General features: G+C 67.7%; 20 protein-coding genes. 5 read left to right on the top strand and 15 right to left on the bottom strand.

Going from position 1 to position 21,787, the window contains the following annotated elements:
• The first annotated feature begins 78 nt into the window (after positions 1 to 78).
• Positions 79 to 768, top strand: coding sequence for a PadR family transcriptional regulator (locus ACQR1F_RS27200; RefSeq protein WP_315802458.1), 690 nt, complete (start codon positions 79 to 81; stop codon positions 766 to 768).
• A gap of 412 nt (positions 769 to 1,180) precedes the next feature.
• Here the strand turns inward: ACQR1F_RS27200 and ACQR1F_RS27195 are convergent, their stop codons facing one another.
• A complete protein-coding gene (locus ACQR1F_RS27195) occupies positions 1,181 to 2,017 on the bottom strand; it encodes a class III extradiol dioxygenase family protein (RefSeq protein ID WP_316239007.1) in 837 nt (278 codons plus the stop codon).
• A 5-nt stretch (positions 2,018 to 2,022) separates the two neighbouring features.
• Positions 2,023 to 2,376, bottom strand: a complete 354-nt coding sequence (locus ACQR1F_RS27190; RefSeq protein WP_315782786.1) for a protocatechuate 4,5-dioxygenase subunit alpha — start codon at positions 2,374 to 2,376, stop codon at positions 2,023 to 2,025.
• A 122-nt stretch (positions 2,377 to 2,498) separates the two neighbouring features.
• On the opposite strand from ACQR1F_RS27190, the gene ACQR1F_RS27185 reads away from it, so the two are divergent.
• Positions 2,499 to 3,431, top strand: coding sequence for a LysR family transcriptional regulator (locus ACQR1F_RS27185; RefSeq protein ID WP_434839742.1), 933 nt, complete (start codon positions 2,499 to 2,501; stop codon positions 3,429 to 3,431).
• 24 nt (positions 3,432 to 3,455) lie between these two features.
• On the opposite strand, the gene ACQR1F_RS27180 is transcribed toward ACQR1F_RS27185, so the two are convergent.
• The 3 genes from ACQR1F_RS27180 to ACQR1F_RS27170 all read right to left on the bottom strand — a co-directional run bounded on the left by ACQR1F_RS27180 (position 3,456) and on the right by ACQR1F_RS27170 (position 5,906).
• Complete coding sequence (locus tag ACQR1F_RS27180; protein ID WP_434839743.1) at positions 3,456 to 3,842, bottom strand: VOC family protein; 387 nt, start codon at positions 3,840 to 3,842, stop codon at positions 3,456 to 3,458.
• A gap of 74 nt (positions 3,843 to 3,916) precedes the next feature.
• Entirely contained in the window at positions 3,917 to 5,194 is a 1,278-nt protein-coding gene (locus ACQR1F_RS27175; protein WP_434914176.1) for a flavin monoamine oxidase family protein, read from the bottom strand.
• Complete coding sequence (locus tag ACQR1F_RS27170) at positions 5,187 to 5,906, bottom strand: RibD family protein (RefSeq protein ID WP_316218333.1); 720 nt, start codon at positions 5,904 to 5,906, stop codon at positions 5,187 to 5,189. The genes ACQR1F_RS27175 and ACQR1F_RS27170 overlap by 8 nt, the downstream gene beginning before the upstream one ends.
• Positions 5,907 to 6,071: 165 nt before the next feature.
• On the opposite strand from ACQR1F_RS27170, the gene ACQR1F_RS27165 reads away from it, so the two are divergent.
• Complete coding sequence (locus ACQR1F_RS27165; RefSeq protein WP_434914175.1) at positions 6,072 to 7,598, top strand: alpha/beta hydrolase; 1,527 nt, start codon at positions 6,072 to 6,074, stop codon at positions 7,596 to 7,598.
• Between the two features lie 65 nt (positions 7,599 to 7,663).
• Positions 7,664 to 8,017: a DUF2200 domain-containing protein gene (locus ACQR1F_RS27160; protein ID WP_315802451.1), complete on the top strand. Its 354-nt coding sequence runs from the start codon at positions 7,664 to 7,666 to the stop codon at positions 8,015 to 8,017.
• Between the two features lie 38 nt (positions 8,018 to 8,055).
• Here ACQR1F_RS27160 and ACQR1F_RS27155 read toward each other — a convergent pair whose 3' ends face one another.
• Positions 8,056 to 8,973 (bottom strand): PaaI family thioesterase, encoded by a 918-nt coding sequence (locus ACQR1F_RS27155; protein WP_434884464.1) that lies wholly within the window; start codon positions 8,971 to 8,973, stop codon positions 8,056 to 8,058.
• A gap of 310 nt (positions 8,974 to 9,283) precedes the next feature.
• Between ACQR1F_RS27155 and ACQR1F_RS27150 the strand changes: the two genes are divergently transcribed.
• Positions 9,284 to 9,952 (top strand): hypothetical protein, encoded by a 669-nt coding sequence (locus ACQR1F_RS27150; protein WP_315802449.1) that lies wholly within the window; start codon positions 9,284 to 9,286, stop codon positions 9,950 to 9,952.
• A 56-nt stretch (positions 9,953 to 10,008) separates the two neighbouring features.
• Here ACQR1F_RS27150 and ACQR1F_RS27145 read toward each other — a convergent pair whose 3' ends face one another.
• The 9 genes from ACQR1F_RS27145 to ACQR1F_RS27105 all read right to left on the bottom strand — a co-directional run bounded on the left by ACQR1F_RS27145 (position 10,009) and on the right by ACQR1F_RS27105 (position 21,018).
• On the bottom strand, positions 10,009 to 11,556 hold the full coding sequence (locus ACQR1F_RS27145) for a L,D-transpeptidase (protein ID WP_434898301.1): 1,548 nt from the start codon (positions 11,554 to 11,556) through the stop codon (positions 10,009 to 10,011).
• Between the two features lie 297 nt (positions 11,557 to 11,853).
• Positions 11,854 to 12,732: a bifunctional helix-turn-helix transcriptional regulator/GNAT family N-acetyltransferase gene (locus tag ACQR1F_RS27140; RefSeq protein WP_434898300.1), complete on the bottom strand. Its 879-nt coding sequence runs from the start codon at positions 12,730 to 12,732 to the stop codon at positions 11,854 to 11,856.
• 131 nt (positions 12,733 to 12,863) lie between these two features.
• Entirely contained in the window at positions 12,864 to 13,799 is a 936-nt protein-coding gene (locus ACQR1F_RS27135; protein ID WP_434898299.1) for a sugar-binding protein, read from the bottom strand.
• Between the two features lie 82 nt (positions 13,800 to 13,881).
• Positions 13,882 to 14,979, bottom strand: coding sequence for an ABC transporter permease (locus ACQR1F_RS27130; protein WP_434898298.1), 1,098 nt, complete (start codon positions 14,977 to 14,979; stop codon positions 13,882 to 13,884).
• Positions 14,979 to 15,764, bottom strand: coding sequence for an ATP-binding cassette domain-containing protein (locus tag ACQR1F_RS27125; RefSeq protein ID WP_434898297.1), 786 nt, complete (start codon positions 15,762 to 15,764; stop codon positions 14,979 to 14,981). The genes ACQR1F_RS27130 and ACQR1F_RS27125 overlap by 1 nt, the downstream gene beginning before the upstream one ends.
• A 16-nt stretch (positions 15,765 to 15,780) precedes the next feature.
• Positions 15,781 to 17,103: a xylose isomerase gene (gene xylA, locus ACQR1F_RS27120; protein WP_434898296.1), complete on the bottom strand. Its 1,323-nt coding sequence runs from the start codon at positions 17,101 to 17,103 to the stop codon at positions 15,781 to 15,783.
• The gene (gene xylB, locus ACQR1F_RS27115; protein WP_434898295.1) at positions 17,100 to 18,557 is read right to left on the bottom strand and encodes a xylulokinase; all 1,458 of its coding nucleotides are present in this window, start codon (positions 18,555 to 18,557) and stop codon (positions 17,100 to 17,102) included. Before xylB ends, xylA begins: the two co-directional genes overlap by 4 nt.
• A gap of 116 nt (positions 18,558 to 18,673) precedes the next feature.
• The gene (locus ACQR1F_RS27110; RefSeq protein WP_315802441.1) at positions 18,674 to 19,702 is read right to left on the bottom strand and encodes a LacI family DNA-binding transcriptional regulator; all 1,029 of its coding nucleotides are present in this window, start codon (positions 19,700 to 19,702) and stop codon (positions 18,674 to 18,676) included.
• Between the two features lie 101 nt (positions 19,703 to 19,803).
• On the bottom strand, positions 19,804 to 21,018 hold the full coding sequence (locus ACQR1F_RS27105; RefSeq protein WP_434898294.1) for a sensor domain-containing diguanylate cyclase: 1,215 nt from the start codon (positions 21,016 to 21,018) through the stop codon (positions 19,804 to 19,806).
• Between the last annotated feature and the right edge of the window lie 769 nt (positions 21,019 to 21,787).

The raw sequence follows: 21,787 nt of genomic DNA, 5'->3' as shown, positions 1-21,787 counted from the left end.
CTACAATCGAGCAGCCCGGCATTGACAAACGATATACGTAAACGATATATCGTTTGTACGAACGGGAGATCATATCGTATGAGACATCATCATTGGAAATTCGGACCTTCTCGCCGCGACGACGAAGAGCGCGGTTGGGCGCAACGCGGACGGCATGAGCGGCATGGCTTCGGCGAGACCTGCGAGGACATCCGGCTCAGCGGGCGCGGCCCCGGATTCGGCCGCCATCGCGGTCCCGGCCTGTTCGAACGGGACGGTCGCCGTGGCGGGCGCGAGGAATTCGGACGTGGCGGCGGGCGCTTCTTCGGCCCCGGCGACCTGCGCAGCCTGCTGCTGTGGCTGATCGGCGAGAAGCCGCGCCATGGCTACGAGCTGATCAAGGCGGTCGAGCAGCTGGTCGGCGGCGCCTATTCGCCGAGCCCGGGCTCGGTCTATCCGATCCTCAATCTGCTCGAGGACATGGGCCAGATCGAAGCCGCCTCAAGCGAGGGTGGCAAGAAGCTGTTCGCGATCACCGACGCCGGACGCCAGGCGCTGAAGGACGACGAGGCGGCGATCGAAGGTCTGCTCAGCCGGCTGCGCATCATGGCCCGCACTATGGGCGGCATGCGTCCGCCGGAGCAGGTGCTGCAGAGCGTGCAGACGCTGAAGATGGCGCTCAAGATGCACCGCCCCGGCTGGAGCGAGGACGAGGCCAAGCGCGTCAGCGACATCCTCACCCGCGCCATCGCCGAGATCCAGGGCGACGACGACGGCGCGGCGAGCTGACATCAACATCAGCCAGAAGCGGAGGCGTAGCAGCCGGAATTGATATCCGTGCTCGCGCCGTGCAGACGGTGCGCTCCCTCTCCCCGTTCTTCACAGGGAGAGGGGCAGCCACGCGGGAAGCGTCGGTTGAGAAACCATACTCCCCTCATCCAAAACATCTGCTGTCGTCCCGGCCTTTAGCCAAGACTGCTAACGTCGGGTCGCGATGAGACAGGCGACTGATAGCGACGTTCCTCGATAGCATCCGCGGTATGGGTCCCGGCGTTCGCCGGGACGACACCGTTGATGCGGCCTAGTCGAGCCAAACACACTGCTGTCGTCCCGGCCTTGCGCCGGGACCCGTACCGCGTGATGGTCATTGGCGGAACGGCTCTCGGTCATCACCGTCCGCACCAGGATCCCGCAAGAGCCGCTACACCGGCTCCAGCACCATCAGTCCCGTCGCCGTGTTGGAGATCGGGATGTGATAGTTGGAATGCTCCTTGCGGACCTTCTCCGGCAAGGTGCCGCGCGCCACCATCCAGTTCAGCAACTCGACGCCCTGCGTGCCCGACAGCTCGACCAGCTCGGTGGTCGAATACTTCGTCGCCCACGAGGGATCGTCGATCATGCTGGCCATGAACTTCTCATCGAAATCCTTGTTGATGAAGCCGGCCCGCTCGCCGTCGAGCTGGTGCGACAGGCCGCCGGTGCCCATCACGACGACGCGCTCATCCCCAGGCCAGGATTCGATCGCCCGCGCCAGCGCCTGACCGAGCTTGTAGCAGCGTGCAGCCGATGGCAGCGGCGCCTGCACCGTGTTGACGACGACCGGCACCACCCGCACCGGCCATTTCTGATCCGGCCAGCACAGCGCCATCGGCAGGGTGAAGGCGTGATCGACCACCATCTCCTGGCAGGTCGTGAGGTCGAAATCCTCCTTCACCAGATGCTCGATCAGGTGCCACGACAATTCGCTGTCGCCCTTGAACGGCGCGGTCTGCGGAATGCCCCAGCCCTCGTCGGCATTGCTGTAGCTGTCGGCCGCGCCGATCGCGAAAGTCGGCATCTTGTCGAGGAAGAAGTTCAGGCCATGGTCGTTGTAGACCAGCACCACGACATCCGGCTTCACCTTGGCGAGCCATTCGCGCACATGCGGGAAACCGTCGAAGAACGGTTTCCAATACGGATCCTGTTGCAGGCCCTTGGCGATTGCGCCGCCGATGGCCGGAACGTGGGAGGTGGTGATGCAGCCGACGATCTTTGCCATGACGATTACCCCCTCGCCGCCAGAAGCTTGGCCTTGAACTGCTCTTTCGTCAGCCCGGTCTGCTGCGCGCCGATGTCCTGCATGTCGAGCCCGAAGATGCCGGCGAACTTGGCGAGGTAGTAGGCGTTGCCGCCGGCCTCGATCAGCTCGAGCACGTTGCGGTTCTTGATCGCCGCGCGCTGCTGGGCATTGAGGCCATATTTGGCGCAATAGCCGTCCTCGTCGGCGACGAAGGCCTTGCGGTTGGCGGCATCGTTGAACGAGTAGCACATCTTGTTGAGCGCGTAGCCTTTGCGCGCCTGCTCGCCGTCGAAGATGGTGGTGCCGGGCACGGGCTGCCGGGCTGACGTGGCGGACATCGTCGCCTCCCCTGTTCGTGTTACGACGACCACGCTTGATCTGGATCAAACGCGGCGCCGGTTCGTGCCGCCAGTATCGCCGACAGACATCCCCGATAAAGGCCGCGCGGCCGATCTGATCCATGAGCCAATTCGATCATTTGGACCTCGACGGCCACCTGCTGCAGCTGCTGCTCGCCGTCATCGAGGAAGGCTCGGTGACGCGCGCCGCGCAGCGGCTCGGCGTCACGCAGTCGGCCGTCAGCCATCTGCTCGACAAGCTGCGCGCGATCACCGGCGATCCGCTGTTCGTGAAGTCCGGCCGCGGCATCGTGCCGACCGCGCATGCGCAGCTCCTGGCGTTGCGCGCCCGCGCGCTGCTCGACGATCTCCGGAGCTTCTCGCACACCGCCGCGTTCGAGCCGGCGAAAATCTCCGCGCAGGTGACGATCGCGGCCAATGATCTGCAGCGCGACCTGCTGCTGCCGTCCCTGCTCCGCTACGCCCGCGCGCAGGCGCCGGGCCTCAGCCTGCGGGTGATCCCTTCAGGCGCACCGGTGCCGGAAATGCTGCGCGAAGAACACTGCCAGCTGATCATCACGCCGCGCCCGCCCGAGGGCAGCGACATCCTGCAGAAGCGGCTGTTCGAGGACAGCTATCGCGTGTTCTACGATGCGGGCCAGCGCGAGCCGCCGGAAAGCCTGGAAGACTATCTCGCCAGCGACCATGTCACCGTGCTGTACGAGCCGCGACGCCGGCTCGACATCGACGAGGTCCTCGCCGAACGCGGCATCGTCCGGCGCTTCGCGGCGCAGGTTCCCGGCTTCGGCGGCATCGGGCCGTTCCTGCGCGGCAGCCGCATGATCGCGACCCTGCCGAGCCTGCTGCGCGCCTACATGCTGCGCGGCCTCGCGGTCGCGCCGGTGCCGGTCCCCTGCCCGGCGATGCCGATGTACATGGTCTGGCACCTGCGCCACCACGAGGATCCGATGCACCGCTGGCTGCGCCAGCAGCTAGAGATCGTGGTCGCGCCGAGCCTCGCCGCTGCGGCCGAGCACATGCCCATCATGGCGTGACTCATCCCGAGAGGTGAGCGGCCCTCACCCCGGCGTATGGCACACCGCCTCGATGTTGTTGCCGTCGGCGTCGCGCACGAACGCGCCGTAATAGTTCTCGTGATAATGCGGCCGCAGTCCAGGCGCGCCGTTGTCGCGTCCGCCTGCCGCGATCGCCGCCTGATAGAATGCATCGACCGTGGCGCGATCCTTGGCGTGGAACGCGACATGCGTCGAGGTCGCGGCCGTTCCGCCGGTGCCGATCCAGAAATCCGGACGGCCGTCGCCGAAGCCGGCGTGATCACCGTGGCCGCCGGTCTGCGCGTCGGTGATCTCCATCATCAGAACGTAGCCGAGCGGCGCCAGCGCCGCCGCATAGAACGCCTTGGCGCGGGCAAAGTCGGAAACGGGGAAGCCGACGTGGTCGAGCATGGCGATCCTCATCGATGATGTCGTTCGAATGCTAGCTCCGCGGGCAGGACGGCGCAACGATGGACACGGCACGCTCACATCGCGAGGATGCGCCGCGCCGTCCGTTGCCCACTCGCCAGCGCCGCCTCGACCGTTCCCATGTCGCGGCCGCGATACAACGCCTCGCCGGAGATCAGCACCCGTCCGCCATCCCGGCGCGAAAGCGTGTCCTGCGCCTCGCGGGATTTCAGCGTCGCGTAGGAATAGGCGCCGCGCGCGAACGGATCCTTCGCCCAATCCGTGACATGCGACGCGACGAGCTGCCGCTTCAGGGAGCCCACGGGTCGTGAGAAGATGTCCGCGAGCGCCGAAAGCCCTCTTTCGATCAGCGCGTCCTCGTCGCACGCAGCGAAGGCAGCGGCCGGCGGCCCGGCGAGCCAGCCGGTCAGCACCGCGTCATCGTTCGGATGCTGCGTCCACCACACCGGCACGTCGGCATCGGACAGCACGAACAGCATGTCCGAAAGATCCTCCGTCCGGGCCTCGCGCCACCACCGCCGCTCGAAGCGCAGCAGCAGCTTGATGACGTTGCCGAAGCCGATGGTTTCGGCGGCGGCCAATTGCGGACGCATGGAAGGCGGCAGCGCGATGGTTCGCAGCAGCGGCAGCGGCACGGTCAGGATGACGCGATCGCCGCGCTGCGCGCGGCCGTCGGCGCAGCGCACGACGACACCATCATCGGCGCTCTCCACCGCGCGCACCACCGCCTCGAGCTGCATCGCCACGCCATGCGCCCGGCACTCCGCCAGGAGATGATCGAGCAGCGCCGCGTAGCCGCCGACGATGCGCGCCTGAGCGCCGCGCTCGCCGCCCATCCATTCGTCGCGCAGCGCGAACACGCTGGCACGGCCAGGATCGGCGGCGTCATAGCCCTGCACCATCCCGAGCACGGATTTGCGCAGGGCGGCGAACTCCGCACCGGCGAAATGCCGGTCGAGCAGCGCCGTCACGGTCATGTCCTCGTCGAGTTGCCGCGCCACGCGGTGCAACTGGCGCATCTGCCGATCGGCGGGATCGTCGCGCAAGAACGCGCCGTCCGTCACGTACCAGCGCGCGCCATCGACCGGCGTCGAGGCCAGCCCCGCCTCCGCCATCAGCGAATGGGTGACCGGCGCCTCGCCATGGATGAATTCCGCGCCGGCATCCGCGCGATATCCGAACCTGCTCGCGGGCAGCGGATGGATGCGTCCGCCGCAGCGGGCACGCGCTTCCAGCAGCGTCACCCGCTGGCCGGCGCGGGCCAGCTCGCGCGCCGCCATCAGGCCTGCGGCACCGGCACCGACGATGATGATGTGCATTGGCCGCTCAGCCATGACTTGCCTGGGCCGGCATGGCCGAGCCGTTGGTGATCTTGTAGCGCAGCCACAGCGCGCCGCCCTCCAGCGCCGTGCTGCTTTCGAGCGTCATCGCCGTGATCGGCGCGCGCATGCCGGACTCGGCTTCCGTCGAATCGAACACGCTGGGCGCCCCCTTGGCGCCATCCACCGCCGGACACAGAACGAGGTTGAACTCGTCGACCAGACCGGCGCGCAGGAACGCGCCGTTGGCGCCGCCGCCGCCTTCGAGCAGCAGCCGTTTCACGCCGAGCTCCTGCGCGACGATGTCGAGCACGCGCGAAAGATCGAGCTTCGCCTGCCCAGCGAAAACATAGGACACGCCCTCGCCGCGCAGGCCCGCGAGATGCGCATCGGACACGGCCTCGGTCAGCACGACGACGATCGGATCGCCGCCGATGTCGGAGCGGCCCCAGCAGATCTTGCCATGGGGATCGAGCACGATGCCGTAGGCCTTGGCACCGCGTCGCGCGATCCAATGGGTGCGCGGGAAGCGCTCGGTGGTCTCGGCGGGATAGGCCGAGCCCTTGGCGAATTCCTGGCCGGTGACGCGGCCGATCAGCCAGGCGTCGCCGCCGAGCTGGTCATGCACCTGCTCGAACAGATCGCCCGATCCCTTCGGACGCCAGCGGCTCGGCAACGTGCGGCCGTCGACGCTCGACGCCATCAGGCAGATGACTTCCGGTTTCATGCATCCTCCTTGTCGCCGCCAAACGGGGGTCACCGAATATCGGTGCGGCGGCGTTGTCAACGAAGCGGCGTGCGTTTCGTTCGATCGCGGCCACGCCGCTCGCCTGCGCCGTCGTTGTTATGGCGCACATTCCTGCGCTAGTTTCGGCTGCAAACGGAGCCGATCATGGACGCTGCGACGCGCAGACGGGACGCCATCGGTTTGCGCGGGGCAGCCCTGCTGGCTGCAGCGCTTGCCGGCCTCGCGCTCTGCGTCGCCGGACTCTGGCGCCTCGAAGCCGAGCGCATGGGCATCTCGATCACCCCGCTGCAGGCGGGCTCCACTCCCGTCACCGTCTATCGGCGCGACGGAGCGGCTGCGTCGCCCGTCGTCGTCATTGCCCACGGCTTTGCGGGCTCGCGCCAATTCATGGAAGCCTATGCGCTGACCTTGGCGCGCGCCGGCTATGTCGCGGTCTCGTTCGATTTCGAGGGGCATGGCCGCAATCCGACGCCGATGTCGGGCGACGTCACCCGCATCGACGGCACGACGAGGAAGCTGATGAGCGAGATCGGCCGCGTCACCGACGCCGCGCTGTCCCTGCCGGGCAATGACGGCCGGGTGGCCCTGCTCGGGCACTCGATGGCTTCCGACATCATCGTACGCCAGGCCCTGGCCGACCCACGGATCAGGGCAACGGTGGCGATCTCGATGTTTTCCGAGGCCGTCACGCCGAGCGCGCCGCGCAATCTGCTGATCATCACCGGCGAATGGGAGACGGCCCTGCGCAGGGACGCGCTGCGTAACCTCCGGCTCGCCGATCCCGCCGCGCGCGAGGGCGACACCGTGGGCGATCCCGCGGACAACGGCGGACGCCGCGCCGTCGTCGCGCCCGGAGTCGAACACGTGAGCGTGCTGTATTCGACGACCGCGCTGCGCGAGGCGCGCGACTGGCTGGATCGCGTGTTCGGGCGCACCAGCAGCGGGCCGGTGACGGCGACCGGCGGCCCGATCGCGCTGCTGCTGGCCGGCATCGTACTGTTGGCCTGGCCGTTGGCCGCGCTGCTGCCGAAGGGCGATGCGCCGCCGCCTTCGATTCCGCCGCGTCAGCTTGCGATCGCCACGCTCGTGCCCGCGGCAGTCACTCCGGTCGTGCTGCGATTCGTCGACACGCATTTCCTGCCCGTGCTCGTCGCCGACTACCTCGCCGTTCATCTCTTCGTATACGGCGCGCTGTCGCTGTCGCTGCTGCGCATGCAGGGTGTTCGCTTCGGCCGCGTAGCCCGGCTCGCGGCGCTGGTGCTGGCCGCCTATGGCATCTTCGGTTTCGGTGGCGCGCTCGACCGCTACGTCGCCTCGTTCATGCCGATCGCCGCCCGCCTGCCGATCATCGCGGCGATCGCCGTGGGCGCAGTGCCCTGCATGCTGGCCGACAGCATCGCCAACCAGGGCGGGCACGCCGCGCTGTGGCGCACGGTGTGGATCCGGACCGCGTTACTGGCCTCGCTCGGCGGCGCGGTCGCGCTCGATTTCAGGCGGCTGTTCTTCCTGCTCATCATCGTCCCGGTGATCGTGCTGTTCTTCGTCGTGTTCGGACTGATCGGCGGCTGCGTCGGCCGCCGGACCGGCTCGCCGATGGCCGAGGGCATCGGTCTCGGCCTGATCCTGGCGTGGTCGCTCGGAGTGTCGTTTCCGATGTTCCTGCCGGGCTAGCGCTCCGGTTTCCCCGGTGCACGAAGGGGCTGCATCATGATACCAATGACGGACAGGGAGCACTCATGGCGAAACACCGCATCTACACGACGAGCTTCGCGAGCGTGTACCGGCTCTACGTCGCGAAGGGGGAAAAGAAAGGACGAACCAAGGCCGAGGTCGATCAGATCATCTGCTGGCTGACGGGCTACGATCAGAAACAGCTCGACGCCGAGGTGGACCGACAGACGGACTTCGAGACCTTCTTTACGCGGGCGCCGGCCATGAATCCGGCGCGCTCCCTGATCAAGGGCGTGGTCTGCGGCGTCCGCGTGGAGGACGTCGAGGAGCCGACGATGCGCGAGATCCGCTACCTGGACAAGCTGGTCGATGAGCTGGCGCGCGGAAAGGCGATGGACAAGATCCTGCGCACGCCGTGAGCGCCAAGCGCGCGGCGGCGGTCGTGCAAACCCAAGCCTCAGTCCTGCTCCTGCCCCGGCGCCTGCCGCAGCATGAAATGCCCGAATGCGGTGGCAATCGGCTTCGTATCATCGTCCTGCCAGGCGCGGGCCTCGAAGGCGACGACGCGGCGGCCCTGCTTGACGATCGACGCCGACGCGATGCTGTCGAGCGCGCGCCCCGAACGGAGATAGTTGATGGTGAGGCCGATCGGCTTCGGCGGCGCCGACGCGCCGAGCTCGCGCATCACGGTGATGATCGCCGCGGTTTCGAGGAATGCGCCGGTCATGCCGCCGTGGATCGCCGGCAACACGGGATTGCCGATGATCTGCTGCGAGAACGGCATCATCAGCGTCTCGTTCTCGGCGAGACGAATGCCGAGACAGCGCGCGAACGGACTGGTGGCGAACGGCCCCGTCGGATCCTCAGGCGCCTCGAGCGGTGGCGGCGCGCCGGTGAACGCCGGGCGATCGGTCAGCATGTTGGTGCGGTTGGCGCCGATCATGAAACAGGCCGTCGCGGTCGCGACCGGTTCGCTTTCTTCCTCCTGATAGGCGGTGGCGCGCACGAAGGCGATCGAGCGCGTGACGCGGAAGCATACGGCATGCGCCTTGATGTCGAGCCCGGGGGTCGCCGGCTTCTGATAGTCGATGCGCAGATCGAGCGTGGCGATCGCCCGGCTGCCGTCGAGCGCGAGCTGCACCGCCATTCCGCAGCTCTCGTCGAGCATCGCCGTGACCACGCCGCCATGGATGACGCCGGTCTCGCTGTCGCCGACGAACACGGGACGATAAGGCAGGGTCGACCAGGCTTCCCCGGGCGCGAAGCGGTCCATCCTGAGCCCGCTGATATGGCCATAGACCGAGCGGCGATTCCTGATGGCCCCGGCGAGCGCGTCGAATGCCGGCGGTGCGGCGGTGGGCGGAATGTGGGACATGCGCGATTTAGAGCATGATCGCACGGAGGCACGAAGTCTTTTTCCGGCACATCTGCTTTGTGTGCGAACGATCCGCCCCGGACCACCGCTGCTCCCGCCTCTGCACCGTTCTGCACCGCCGACCACGTTCACGACGCGCGCCGCGAGACCGACGTGCAGCAGCGCGCACCGCACGGCCTTGCAGCTCGGCGCCGGGACCGCATTCCGCAAAACTACGTGGATGAAATGTTCCACCGGCGCGGCGCGCTTAGAACATTGGCAACCTTAATATGATCATAATTGTCTCCATCAAATCCCGGAGACCCCGTCGATGCGCAGATCCACCAAGACGCCGGACGCCCCGCCGAGCAGCGGCACGGCCTCTCTACGAATTGTCCTGAGCCTGGCGCTCGTTGCCAGCGCCGGCGCGATGTGGTGGAGCAGCGGCGGCGCCAACAGCTTCTCCTTCGGTAACGGAGCGCCTTCGCTCGAGACCCGCGTCGCCACGCTGACATCGGAGCTGGCCCAGCTCAAGGCCGAGACCGCCCAGTTGCGCGACCGCCAGAGCGACACCTCCGGCGAGCTCATGCAATTGCGCGCCAGCCTCACCACGACCGAGACCGGCCTGGCCACTCTGCGCACCGCCGCCGACGAGACCGAGGCGCGCCGCCGCGATACGGCCGACAAGATCGAGTCCGATCTCGCGCTGCTGAAGCGCCAGGCGGTCCGCCTCCGCGGCGCCCAGGAAGATGCGGCGACCGAGCTGAGCGGGCTGCGCACCGCCGCCGCGAACAGCGACATGTCCATCGAGCAGCTCCGGACCTCCACCGGCGAGATGCGTCAGCAGTTGGCGCGCATCGAGACCGCGCGCGAAGCGACCAGCTCGATCTCCCGCAGGCCTCACCGTGTCAGGCGCGTAGCGCGCGCGGCCGAGGCGCAGCACGAGCCGCAGCCCTTCCTGATGCAGTGGCCCGGCGTCCTCCCCGCAGGCCGCAACTGATTTGAAGTGCCACCCGGCCTGACCCGCGAATCGCGGTCAGGCATCAGCCCGGCTGGTCACCACCAGCCCGGCTGCACCGGCCGGTAGTAGGTCGGAGGCGGCCCGCGACGACGCGGAGCCGCGACGGGCTGGCCATCCCAGCTGCGCTGGAAGAAGCTGCCGAAGCCGTCGTCATATTCGTCCCCGCTGGCGACGACATCGGCATTGGTCGTCGGCCGCCGCGTGATGAAGCCGCCCTGCGGCTGGTTGCTCAGCACCGCCACGAACTCGGTCCGGTAGTTGGTCTCGCTCGACAGCGGCTCGTCCGAGACGATGATCGAGGAGCGCGGCACCGCCGTCGGCGCGATGCGGTCGAGCACGTCCTTCGGAATGGTGATGCGGTCGAGCGCGTCCTTGGCGGTGTCGCCGTCGTCGATGGTCACCGCCGTCCAGCGCAGCCCCGCGCCGTCCTGCGCCACCGCGGTGAACACATGCGTTCCGATCGGCCGGTCGGGATCACGGATGGTCACCGGGGCCTCGATCGAGGTGTCGAACACCTCGCCGCCGCCATCGGGGGCCGGCTTGTGCGTGTTGCGCCTGACATAGAGCATCTGCGTCGACCGGCTGATATAGACCGAGACCGGCTCGGTCGCGAGCCTGGCGTCGGTCGCGGTCTTGCTCGTCTCGGTCTTCCTGGCCGCCGCCGCCTTGGCGGCGTCCTTGGTCGAGGTCGCCGCTGCGAGCTTCACGGTCGCGTCCGACTTCGCGGCCTCGAGCTGCGCTGCCGCGTCGGTCGCCTTGGCGGCGGCCTTCTGCTTCGCATCCTCGGCCAGCGTCCTGGCCTGATCGGTCTTGGCGGCAGCCAGCTTCCTGTCGGCGAATTTGAGCTCGGCCTCGGCGCGTGCCTTGGCCTGCTCCAGCTTGCGCAAGGACGTCTTCAGCGCCTTGGCCTCGCGCTCGGCCGCGGCGGCCGCCGCCTTGGCCTCGTCGGCGCTCTTGGCGGCGTCCTCGGCTTCGTGGCCAAGCGTCGCGGCCCGCGACGGCACCGCGGCGAGCGCCTGCGCATTTGGTACGAACAAGGCGGGATGGGAGAACTCGACCGGCGCCGGGTCACCCGGCGCGATGATCACCCGCATGCCGATCCAGGTCCGGTCGAACAGCTTCTCGGCAAAGCCATAGGGCATGCGGACGCAGCCATGCGAGGCGGCATAGCCAGGCAGCGGCCCGCCGTGCAGCGCCACACCATTCCAGGTGATGCGCTGCATGTTCGGCATCCAGGCATCGTCGTAGAGCGTCGAGTGGTGGTCCTTGTCCTTCTCGATGATGGCGAACACGCCGGCCGGCGTCTCGCGGCCGGAGACGCCGGTCGAGACCGGCGCGCGCCAGATCCAGCCATCGGCGTCGTAGAACGTCACCTTCTGCGCCTTGATCGACACGATCGCCATGATCGGATCGCCATGCGCGCGCGGCGCCGTCGCCTCGGTCACCGGCGCCGGACGCGCCTGCCGCGCAGCGGCCTCGGATCCGGCCAGCGCCAGCACGGTGGCGGCTGCGAGAGTCGTCAGGACCGTTCCCCGACGCCGCATCGCTGCAAGGTTCTGAGCCGCCTTGGATCGTGTCACCATGCTGTTTCCCGATTCGTCATTGCTGTTCCGCCGGCGCGATCGGCGCAGGACGATCTATACGCTCGATCATGTCTTGGGGTGAAGTGAGGCGAAGGCGCGTCCTGATGTCATCGGCTTTCCGCTCGCCGCAATTGGGGCAGGATCGGGCAACGAATCGGACTCGGGACGCGCCCTTCCGTCGCACGCCCCCAAGACCCGCATTCCACCACCCCACCGGTTGCCCATCGCTTAACGCCGAACAGGGCGATCGGGTCCGTGGCTCGGCCTGGAGAACCGCAAGGCGCAGGCGCCGCGAGATCAATCTGAAATCCGCTTCTCGAAGAACAAGTCCGGATAGGGGTCGTCGTTGAAGCGGTCGATCTCGGTCCAGCCGGTGCGACGATAGAGCTGCATGGCCTCGGCGAGCGCGCTGTTGGTGTCGAGGCGAAGAAGGCTGATCGAGAGCTTGCGCGCAGCCGCTTCGGCCGCATCCATCAGGCGGCGGCCGAGGCCGAGGCCGCGCGCGGCGGGCGCGACCCAGAGCCGCTTGATCTCGGCGGCATCGCCGCCGCTGCCCTTCAGCCCGACGCAGCCGAGCGGCAGGCCGTCCGACAACGCGACGAAGAAGGCGCCGCGCGGCGCCATCATGTCCAAGGCGTCGGGATCGCGCGACAGCGAAACATCGAAGCCGCGCTCGAAACGGCGTGACAGCTCGGCGTAGTATTCGCCGAGGCAGTAGCGCGCCTGCTCGCTCCTGGGATCGGTCTCCTCGATGGTGATGCGGCTACGCCCGAGCGCGGCCGCGACCATGTCCATCGCGGCAAGCAACGCCTGGGGCTGGCCATGGCGCGCCAGCATCGACTCCGCCTGAGCGTTGGAGAGCGTCTCATAGGCCTCGAATTCGCGCCGGCCGCCTGCGGTGAGCCTGGCGATGCGGCGGCGCGCGTCGTCGGGATGCGGCCGGGTCGTCACCAGCCCCTCCTCCTCCAGGCCGCGCAGCAGCCGGCTCATCAGCCCGGAATCGAGCGCGAGATAGTCGCGCAACTCGGCGACGTCGCTGCGGCCGTGGCCGATCGCGTTGAGCACGCGGGCCGCGCCGAGCGGCCGACCCCGCCCGAGAAACGAGGTGTCGAGCGCGCCGACCTCCGAGGTGACGGCGCGGTTGAAGCGGCGGATGCGGGAAACGGGGTCGAGCATGATATCTGACCTAAGTCAGATAACTCGCGATGTCAACGCGGCCACAACCGCGCCGCCCCCAAACAAAAAAGGGCGGCCCAGCCGCCGGCCGAAGCCGGATGCCGGACCGCCAGGTTTTCCCCGGGAGGAACTCAGTTCAGAAGCTTGGCGACGTTGTCCTTGGTGACGAGGTCGAGACCCGTGTAGATCACCTCAGGCACCTTCTCGCCCTTCTTGATCGCGAGCAGCGTGTCCATCGCCTTCTCGCCCATCTCGAACGGACGCTGGCCGGTCAGCGCGTTGGAATAGCCGTCGCGCAGCAGCTCGAGCTGCATCTTCAGCGTATCGGCAACGACCAGCGTCAGCTTGCCGGCGTCGATGTCCTTCTTGTTCTTGTTGACGAAGGCCTTGTAGCCCTCGGGTGCGAACATCGGCCAGCCGCCGATCGGCACGATGGCGCCGAGGTCCGGCGTCGCGGTGCGCAGGTCGGCCATCTGCTGCACGGCGAGCGCGGGATCGTCGTTGCAGAAGGTCGGCGAACCGGCCACTTCCGTCCACTTCGAGCCCTTCAGCGCCTCGCGCACGCCGTCGACACGCTCGGCGAGGTTCTTGGCGCCGGGACCGCCGGAGACGATGGCGTACTTGCCGCCGTCAGGCCGGAGCTCCCGCAGCTGCTTGCCGAGCGCGAGACCGAAGTCCTTGTTGTTGGTGCCGATATAGGCGAGGCGCTTGGAGCCCGGCGCATCGGCGTCGAAAGTGATGACGGGAATGCCGGCGGCGGTCGCCGCCTCGATCGATTTCGTCATCGATGGAACGTCGGCGACCGAGATGGCGAGGCCGTCGACCTTCTGGGTGATGAAGTCCTGGATGATCTGCGCCTGCGTGGCCGGCTCGTGCTCGACCGGGCCCTTGTAGATGCACTCGACATCGCCGAGCTCCTTGGCGCGCTTCAAACAGCCGTCGCGCGCGACGTCGAAGAACGGGTTGTTCATCGCCTTCGGCACGATGGCGAAGCGGTACTTGGTCTCGGCCTGCGCCGGGGCCAGCATGATCGCGAGCGACGCGACCGCAAAGAGCAGCTTCTTCATGGGTTCCCTCGTCCATGTCTATCCCTGATGATTGTCTGTTCCGGGTGAGGATAGACGTGATTGTCATCCCGGCCAGTATTCGTCACAGCAGGCGGGCGCGGATGCGGTCGACCAGCACGGCGGCGATGATGATCACGCCGACCAGGGTCTGCTGCCAGTAGGAGTTGACCTGGGCCAGCACCAGGCCGTTCCGGATCACCTCGAGCAGCACGCAGCCGACGATGGCGCCGAGCGGGCCGCCGAGGCCGCCGGCGAGGTTGGCGCCGCCGATCACGGCCGCCGCGATCACGTTGAGCTCGTAGGACGTTGCCATGTTGGCAGGCGCCGAGCCGAGCCAGCCGGAGATGATGATGCCCTGCAGGCCGGCTGCCAGCGCGCCGATCACATAGACCTCGATCTTCACGCGGGGCACGGAGACGCCGGTGAGCTCCGCGGCCTTCTCGTTGCCGCCGATCGCGAACACGTGGCGGCCGAACGCGGTGTGGTGCAGCACCAGCGCCATCACCAGCGCCAGCGCCATCAGATAGATGAAGGGCGCCGGCACGCCGTACACGTCACCCTGCGTCAGCGCGTAGAAATAATCGGCGTCCGGCCCGCCGGGGAAGCTGCCCTTGCCGTTCGAGATCACGTAGCTCAGGCCGCGCACGATCGACAGCATGCCGAGCGTGGTCACGAACGGCGACAGCCCGAGCAAGGCGATGCAGACGCCGTTGATGAGGCCGACGACCAGCGAGACCGCAAGGCCGGCCAGCACCGAGACGATCAGGATCAGGCCGGGCACGTTGGCGACGACGGTCTTGCCGTCCGCGGCGAGATGCACGAACAGCGAGGACAACGGCATGCCCGGCGTCGACAGCGTCGTCATCACCATCGAGGTGATCATCGCCGCGAAGCACATCATCGAGCCGACCGACAGGTCGATGCCGCCGGTGATGATCACGAAGGTGATGCCGAGCGTCGCGATGGCGATGAAGGAGAAGTTCTTGGCGACGTTCTGCAGATTGCCTTCGGTCAGGAAATAGGGACTGGCGAAGCTCATCACGATGATGAGGGCGATGAGCGCCAGCGTGACGTAGGCCGTCTGCGAGGCGAACACGCCGCGATGCCACCATCTGATGGCGCCGACATTGGTGAAGGTGACGTCGGTGCCGGCGGAGCTGGTCCCGGATGGAACGGACATCACGCCGCCTCCTTGGCGCCGGTGATCAGCGCGGTCACTTCCTCGGGGCTGGTCTCGCCGACCGGCTTGTCGGCCTTCTTCTCGCCGCGGCGCATCACCACGACGCGATCGCAGACCGCGAAGATGTCGGGCATGCGGTGCGAGATCAGGATCACCGCGATGCCCTGCTCCTTCAGCCGATGGATCAGGCTCAGCACCTGCTCGACCTGGCGCACCGAGATCGCCGCGGTCGGCTCGTCCATCATCACCAGCTTGGCGTTCGACAGCCGCGTGCGCGCGATCGCCACCGCCTGGCGCTGGCCGCCCGACATGTCCTTGACGAGATCGTGCGGCCGCGTCTCCGAGCGCAGCTCGCGGAACAGCTCCAGCGCGCGCGCCTCCATGCCCTTGTGGTCGAGCAGCACGAGGGGACCGAAATTGCGCTTCAGCTCGCGGCCGAGAAACACGTTGGCGGCGGCGGTGAGATTGTTGGCCAGCGCGAGGTCCTGGTACACGACCTCGATGCCGACGCTGCGCGAATCCATCGGGCGATGGAAATGCACCTCGCGGCCGTCGAAATGGATGGCGCCCTGGCTCGGCGGAAAGTTGCCGGCGATGATGCGCACCAGGGTGGACTTGCCGGCGCCGTTGTCGCCCATCAGGCCGACGACCTCGCCGGCGCCGATTGTCAGATCCACGCCCTGCAGCGCGCGGATCGCGCCGAACTGCTTGCCGAGGCCCTTCAGCTCCAGCACCGGCTGCGCGGCGGTGCTCATCGCGGCGCGCCCAGCCTCGTTCGTGGACATGCGCAGGCTGCTGTCGTCAGACATAGCGGTTCACCACGCTTTCGAGATATTCCTGCCGGCCGGAGCGAGGCTGCGGATCGAGGCCGGTGTCGGCGGCGCGGTCGGCGAGTTCGGCAAGCGAGCGGCGGCCGGCGAGGATCGCCTGCCCCTCCTCGCCGTCCCAGCCGGCGTAGCGGGCTGCGAGCGGCGCCGTCAGCGCACTGTCGGTCAGCATCTCGTCGGCCGCGATCAGCGCCCGCGCGCAGGCGTCCATCGAGCCGACATGGGCGTGCAGCAGATCATCCGGATCGATCGACTGCCGCCGGATCTTGGCATCGAAGTTCAGCCCGCCGGTGGTGAAGCCGCCGGCCTTGAGCATGTCGTGGAACACCAGCGCCAGCTCCGGCACGTTCATCGCGAACTGGTCGGTGTCCCAGCCCAGCAGATCGTCGCCGCGGTTGATGTCGAGGGAGCCGAACACGCCGAGCGCCTGCGCCAGCGCGATCTCGTGCTGGAACGAATGACCGGCGAGGATGGCGTGGTTCTGCTCGATATTGAGCTTGACGTCGTCGAGCAGGTCATAGCGCTGCAGGAAGCCGTAGCAGGTGGCGACGTCGAAATCATATTGATGCTTTGTCGGCTCCTTCGGCTTCGGCTCGATCAAGAGCGGTCCCTTGAAGCCGATCTTGTGCTTGTGCTCGACGACCAGCGAGACGAAGCGACCGAGCTGGTCGAGCTCGCGCCTCATGTCGGTGTTGAGCAGGGTCTCGTAGCCTTCGCGGCCGCCCCACAGCACGTAGTTGGCGCCGCCGAGGCGGTGCGTCAGCTCGAGCGCGGCGCGCACCTGCCCGGCGGCATAGGCGAAGACATCGGGATCCGGATTGGTCGCGGCGCCCGCCATGTAGCGGCGGTGCGAGAACAGATTGGCCGTGCCCCATAGCAGCCGCACCTTGGCAGACGCCATCTTCTGCTCGAACAGGTCGCCGATCGCATTGAGATTGGCGACCGACTCCTTCAGCGTCGCGCCTTCCGGCGCGGCGTCGACGTCGTGGAAGGTGAAGAACGGCACGTCGAGCAGCCGGAACAAGTCGAACGCGACATCGGCCTTGGCGCGCGCCATCGCCAGCGCATCGTCGCCATGCTGCCACGGCCGCAGGAAGGTCTCGCCACCGAACGGATCGCTGCCCGGCCAGCAGAACGAATGCCAGTAGCAGACGGCGAAGCGCAGATGATCCTCCATCCGCTTGCCCCGGATGACACGGTCCTTGTCGTACCAGCGGAACGACAGCGGGCTGCGTGACTCGGGCCCGACATAGCTGACGGTCGCGCCGGTCTGGAAGAAGGGAGCCTGGACGTTCACGAGATGCACTCCTTGAGAGCGGGATAGAGCTTGCGCCATTGCGCGTAGGCGTCGTCGTAGGCGGCGCGCTGCGGCGCGCGGGGTTCGAAACTCTGCAGCCGCTGTGGCTTGCGGCAGACATCGGCCGGGGCTTCGCCGGTCGCGGCCAGACGGCCGAGCCTGGACGCACCGATGGCGGCGCCGACCTCGCCCTCCTCGACGCGATGCACGGTGACGCCGAGCACGTCGGCCATGATCTGCGCCCACAACAAAGAGCGCGAGCCGCCGCCGACGAGATCGAGCTCTGTGATCGGCTGCGCGCTGCGCGCGAGCGCGGCGAACATGTCGCGTGAGGCGAACGCCACGCCCTCCAGCACCGCCTGCACCAGATCAGCGCGGCCGGCGGCGCTGCGCAGCCCGACCAGGGCGCCGGCCGCGTGGGCATCGTTGTGCGGCGTGCGTTCGCCGTCGAGATAAGGCAGGAACTGCACCGGGCTCGGGCGATCGACGCTGCTACCGAGCGGCGCCAGCAGCGCGGCTTCCGGCGTCTCGAGAATGCGCGCCAGCCACGCCAGCGAGGCCGCGGCCGACAGCATCACGCCCATCTGGTGCCAGAGCCCGCCGAGCGCATGGCAGAACGCATGCACGGCCGCTTGCGGCGCCGGCGCGAAGCGGTCGGTCACCCGGAACAGCACGCCCGATGTGCCGAGCGACAGGAAGGCATCGCCGGGCGTGATGGCGCCGAGCCCGATCGCGCTCGCCGCGTTGTCGCCGGCGCCGCCCGCGATCACGACGTCAGCCCCCATGCCCCAGCGCCGCGCCAGTTCGAGCGACAACACGGCACTGCGCTCATTGCCTTCGACCAGGCGCGGCATGTGATCGAGACCGAGCCCGGTCGCCGCCAGCAGTTTTTCCGACCAGCGCCGCGCGCCGACGTCGAGCCACAGGGTGCCGGCCGCATCCGACATGTCCTCGACCATCTCGCCGGACAGCCGATAGCGCACATAGGCCTTCGGCAGCAGCACCTTCGCCACCTCGGCGAAGATCTTCGGCTCGTGCTTCGCCACCCAGACGAGCTTCGGCGCGGTGAAGCCGGGCATCGCGAGGTTGCCGGCGATCGCATGCAGCTCGGGACAGCGGCGTTCGAGCTCGGCGCATTCGGCCTGCGAGCGGCCGTCATTCCACAGGATCGCCGGCCGCAGCGGCCGGCCGTCGCGGTTCAGCAAGGTCGCGCCGTGCATCTGGCCGGACAGGCCGATGCCGCGGACGACCGCGGTCTCGCGCGGACGCTCCCGCGCGAGATCATCGACCGCGCCGATGACGGCCTCGACCCAGTGATCCGGATTCTGCTCGGACCACAGCGGCTGCGGATGCGACAGCGCCAGCGGACGCCCGGCGCTCGCGATCAGCGCGCCCGCCTCGTCCTCCAGCACGGCCTTCACGCCGGATGTGCCGACATCCAGTCCGAGAAACACGACTCCACTCCTCCCACCGACCGCCAGGCGCTTCGGCGATCTGCTGTCGCCTCGAAACCAGCACCTCGGTCTTTCTCGTTCCGTACGCAAACGACCGCGTCACCGCGGCCGCCCGCTCACGGCAGATTGTCCCGCATCACGATGTCGATGCGGATCGTCTCCTGTTCGCTCAGGATCGGCTCGCCGCGCGCCAGCGCCAGCAGCACGCGCACCGCGGAGCGCGCCTCGTGGCCCGGGTTCTGCGAAATCGCCGCGTCCATCACGCCGTTCAACAGCAGCTTGCGCGTCAGTGCCGTTACGTCGTGGCCGACGAACACGATGTCGTCGGCGCGCCCCGACTCGGTCAGCGCTTTGGCGACGCCGGCCGTGCCGGCGCCGACATTGTAGAGCCCGACGATGTCGCGGTGCTCGGTCAGCAGCTTGCGCATGAGGTGCTCTGAGCGATCGTCCACGTCATGCCCCTCAGCAACCGGCAAAACCTCAAGTTGCCGAAACTCCGCCGCGAGAACCTGGCCGAAGCCGAAGATGCGCTCGGCATGATCGCGCAGGCCTTGCGAGCCCGCCATGATCGCGATCCGCCCCGCCTTGCCGCCGGCGAAGCGTCCGACCAGCGCCCCCGCGGTGCGGCCAGCGGCGATGTTGTCGATGCCGACATAATGCTGCCGCCGCGACGATGGCACGTCCGACACCAGCGTCACCACCTTGGCGCCGGACTCGACGAGATCGTTGATCGCCGCGCGCACGCCCGGATGATCGAGCGCCACCACCGCGACGCCGTCGACCTGACCGACGAGCTGCTCGAGCTTCGCGGCCAGCACGGCGGCATCGAACACGTCGGTCGTGACGACATCGACCGTGAGCCGGCGCGCGGCCATCCAGCTCGCCAGATCGCCGAGATGCGCCTGAATCTGCTGCATGAAGGGATTGATGCCGGACGGCATCACGAAGGCAAAGCGCCGCGCGCGGGCACGGGCGAGTTCGGAGGCCGCCGCATGCGGCTGGAACGCGCTACGCGCCATGGCGTCCTTGACGCGTCGCACCGTGTCCGGGCGCACGCCCGGCCGGTTGTGCAGCACGCGGTCGACGGTGGCGAGGCTCACACCCGCCTGTCGCGCAATGTCCCGCAATGTCAGCGGCGCGTTCATGGTCCTCCCCTTTGGGTTGAGGACCATAACGCGGTTTTTGAGGTGCGCAACTCATTTTTGAGGGGCGGCGCGCCCGGCCGCGCCTGGAAGCCCCGAGGGAGCTAGACGAAAGCGACCTCGATCCGCTTGTCGGACCGCGCCGTCATGCGGCAGGCACGTGAGAAACCGTCGCTGGCGATCGCGAGCTTGAAGTTCTCCGGCAAGTCGGCCGTGGAGATCACGTCCATTGCAGCCGCGCGTTCGGACAACGCACGGACCGTGCAGTCGAGCGTCGAACGTCCGGCGTTGAACGCGATCTGCCCCGCCTTGAACACGCGGCGCAGCGCAGGCGCGATCGACGGTGACGCCTCCACCCAGGCGATGACCTGATTGCGGCCGTTGTTCTTGGCGGAGTACATCGCCATGTCCGCCCGCTCCTGCATGGCATCGAAGCCCAGACGGGAAGTCAGATCCGCGGCGCCGAAGCTGGCGGTGACCCTGATCGGTCCGCACGGCGTGTCGATCGACAGGCCGGCAGCCGCCGACCGCATCTTCTCCAACACCGCCAGCCCGTCGTGCAGGCCCGTATGCGGCAGCAGGATGCCGAACTCCTCGCCGCCGAGACGGCCGATGACGTCGGAGCTCCGCAGCACCGACCGCCAGGTCTCGACCAGCCTGGACAGGACGAGATCGCCGACGGCATGGCCGTAAGTGTCGTTCACCGACTTGAAGTGATCGACGTCGACCATGGCATATGTCAGCTTGTGGCCGTGACGCTCGGCCAGCGCCCGCAACCGCTCGCCTTCGTTGTGAAAGGCGCGGCGCGACAGCGCGCCGGTCAGGGCGTCGCGCATGCTCAGCTTGCGCAGCATCAGCTCGTCGACGGCGATCGCGGCGAGGTCCTTGAGCACATCGACATCGTGCGCACTGAACTCGCGCGGCGTCGTGTCCATCGCGCATAGCGTGCCGACGTTCACGCCGGAGATGCGAAGCTGCGCACCAGCGTAGAACCGAATGAACGGCTTGCCATGGACGAGGACGTTGTCCACCAGCCGCGCATCCTGATGCGTGTCGGGGATGATCAGCGGCTCGCTTTCCTGAATGGCATAGTTGCACAGCGCGGGCCGCCGCTCGCCCTCACGGTCGGCCATCCCTGTGGCCGCCTTGAACCATTGGCGATGGCCGTCGATGAGGGTGAGTGTCGACATCGGGACGCCAAAGACCTTCCGGCACAGGCCGGTGAGACGGTCGAAGGCGAGCTCGCTGGGTGTATCAAGGATGTCGAGTTCGGCAAGGGCTTCCAGGCGGCGGGCATCGTCGTGGTGGTCGGCTGACATCGGCAACTCCTCGCCGACAGCTTCTCGCGGAGGGACTTAACGCCGGATTGAGGAGGAGAATGAGTAAATTCCTAACAGGAAGCACGACGTCCAGCAGGGAACCCGCCCGAGGGCCGGCCTGCCTGCCATCGGCCGGCCAGCCGGCGTCATCTTCCGATAAAAATAATCACCTTGCCATTTATCCGAATTCGTGATTATCTCCCGCCATCCCGCCTCAACGAGAGGGGCGTTGCGCGCGATCGTCACGACACGCGAGGCGGGGATGCGGTGGCCGCGAGAGATCGCAGCATTCTCTTTCACGAGGGTGCGGACGAACGATCGCTTGCGGACGTGAAGTCGCAGCGGCCTGACACCCCGAAGCTGGTGTCAACCTGGCGCAATGCTAACGCATTGCGTTGGGGATGGTGGCCAACAAGCCCGGCGCACCAGGGCGACTGCGTATAAGCGTGAAGACACCGCGCAGGGAATGCCGGATGCTCGGCTGCACCTGTGGTACCTGCCGCCTGCATTTTTTTCGCAGGCGGGCCATGGGTGAGGCCTTCACCCGGCATTCCCTGCGCCCTCTCACTTGGAGGGACGAACCAATTGCAGGCCTCGGGCATCAGATGCCGCGAGAACGCGCTGCTATGTCCTCGCTGTTTGAGCCGTGAAGCCTACCCCACCCACCACCGTCGTCCCGGGCAAGCCGTGACGCGCAAAGCGCGTCGCGGCGCCGACCCGGGACCCATGGTCCGCGGCGGGTGTGAGGCGCGGGATGGCCGACGCGCCT

This window comes from Bradyrhizobium sp. HKCCYLS3013 (assembly GCF_051167615.1).
GTDB lineage: Bacteria > Pseudomonadota > Alphaproteobacteria > Rhizobiales > Xanthobacteraceae > Bradyrhizobium.
This window is presented reverse-complemented; position numbering and strand designations above follow the sequence as displayed.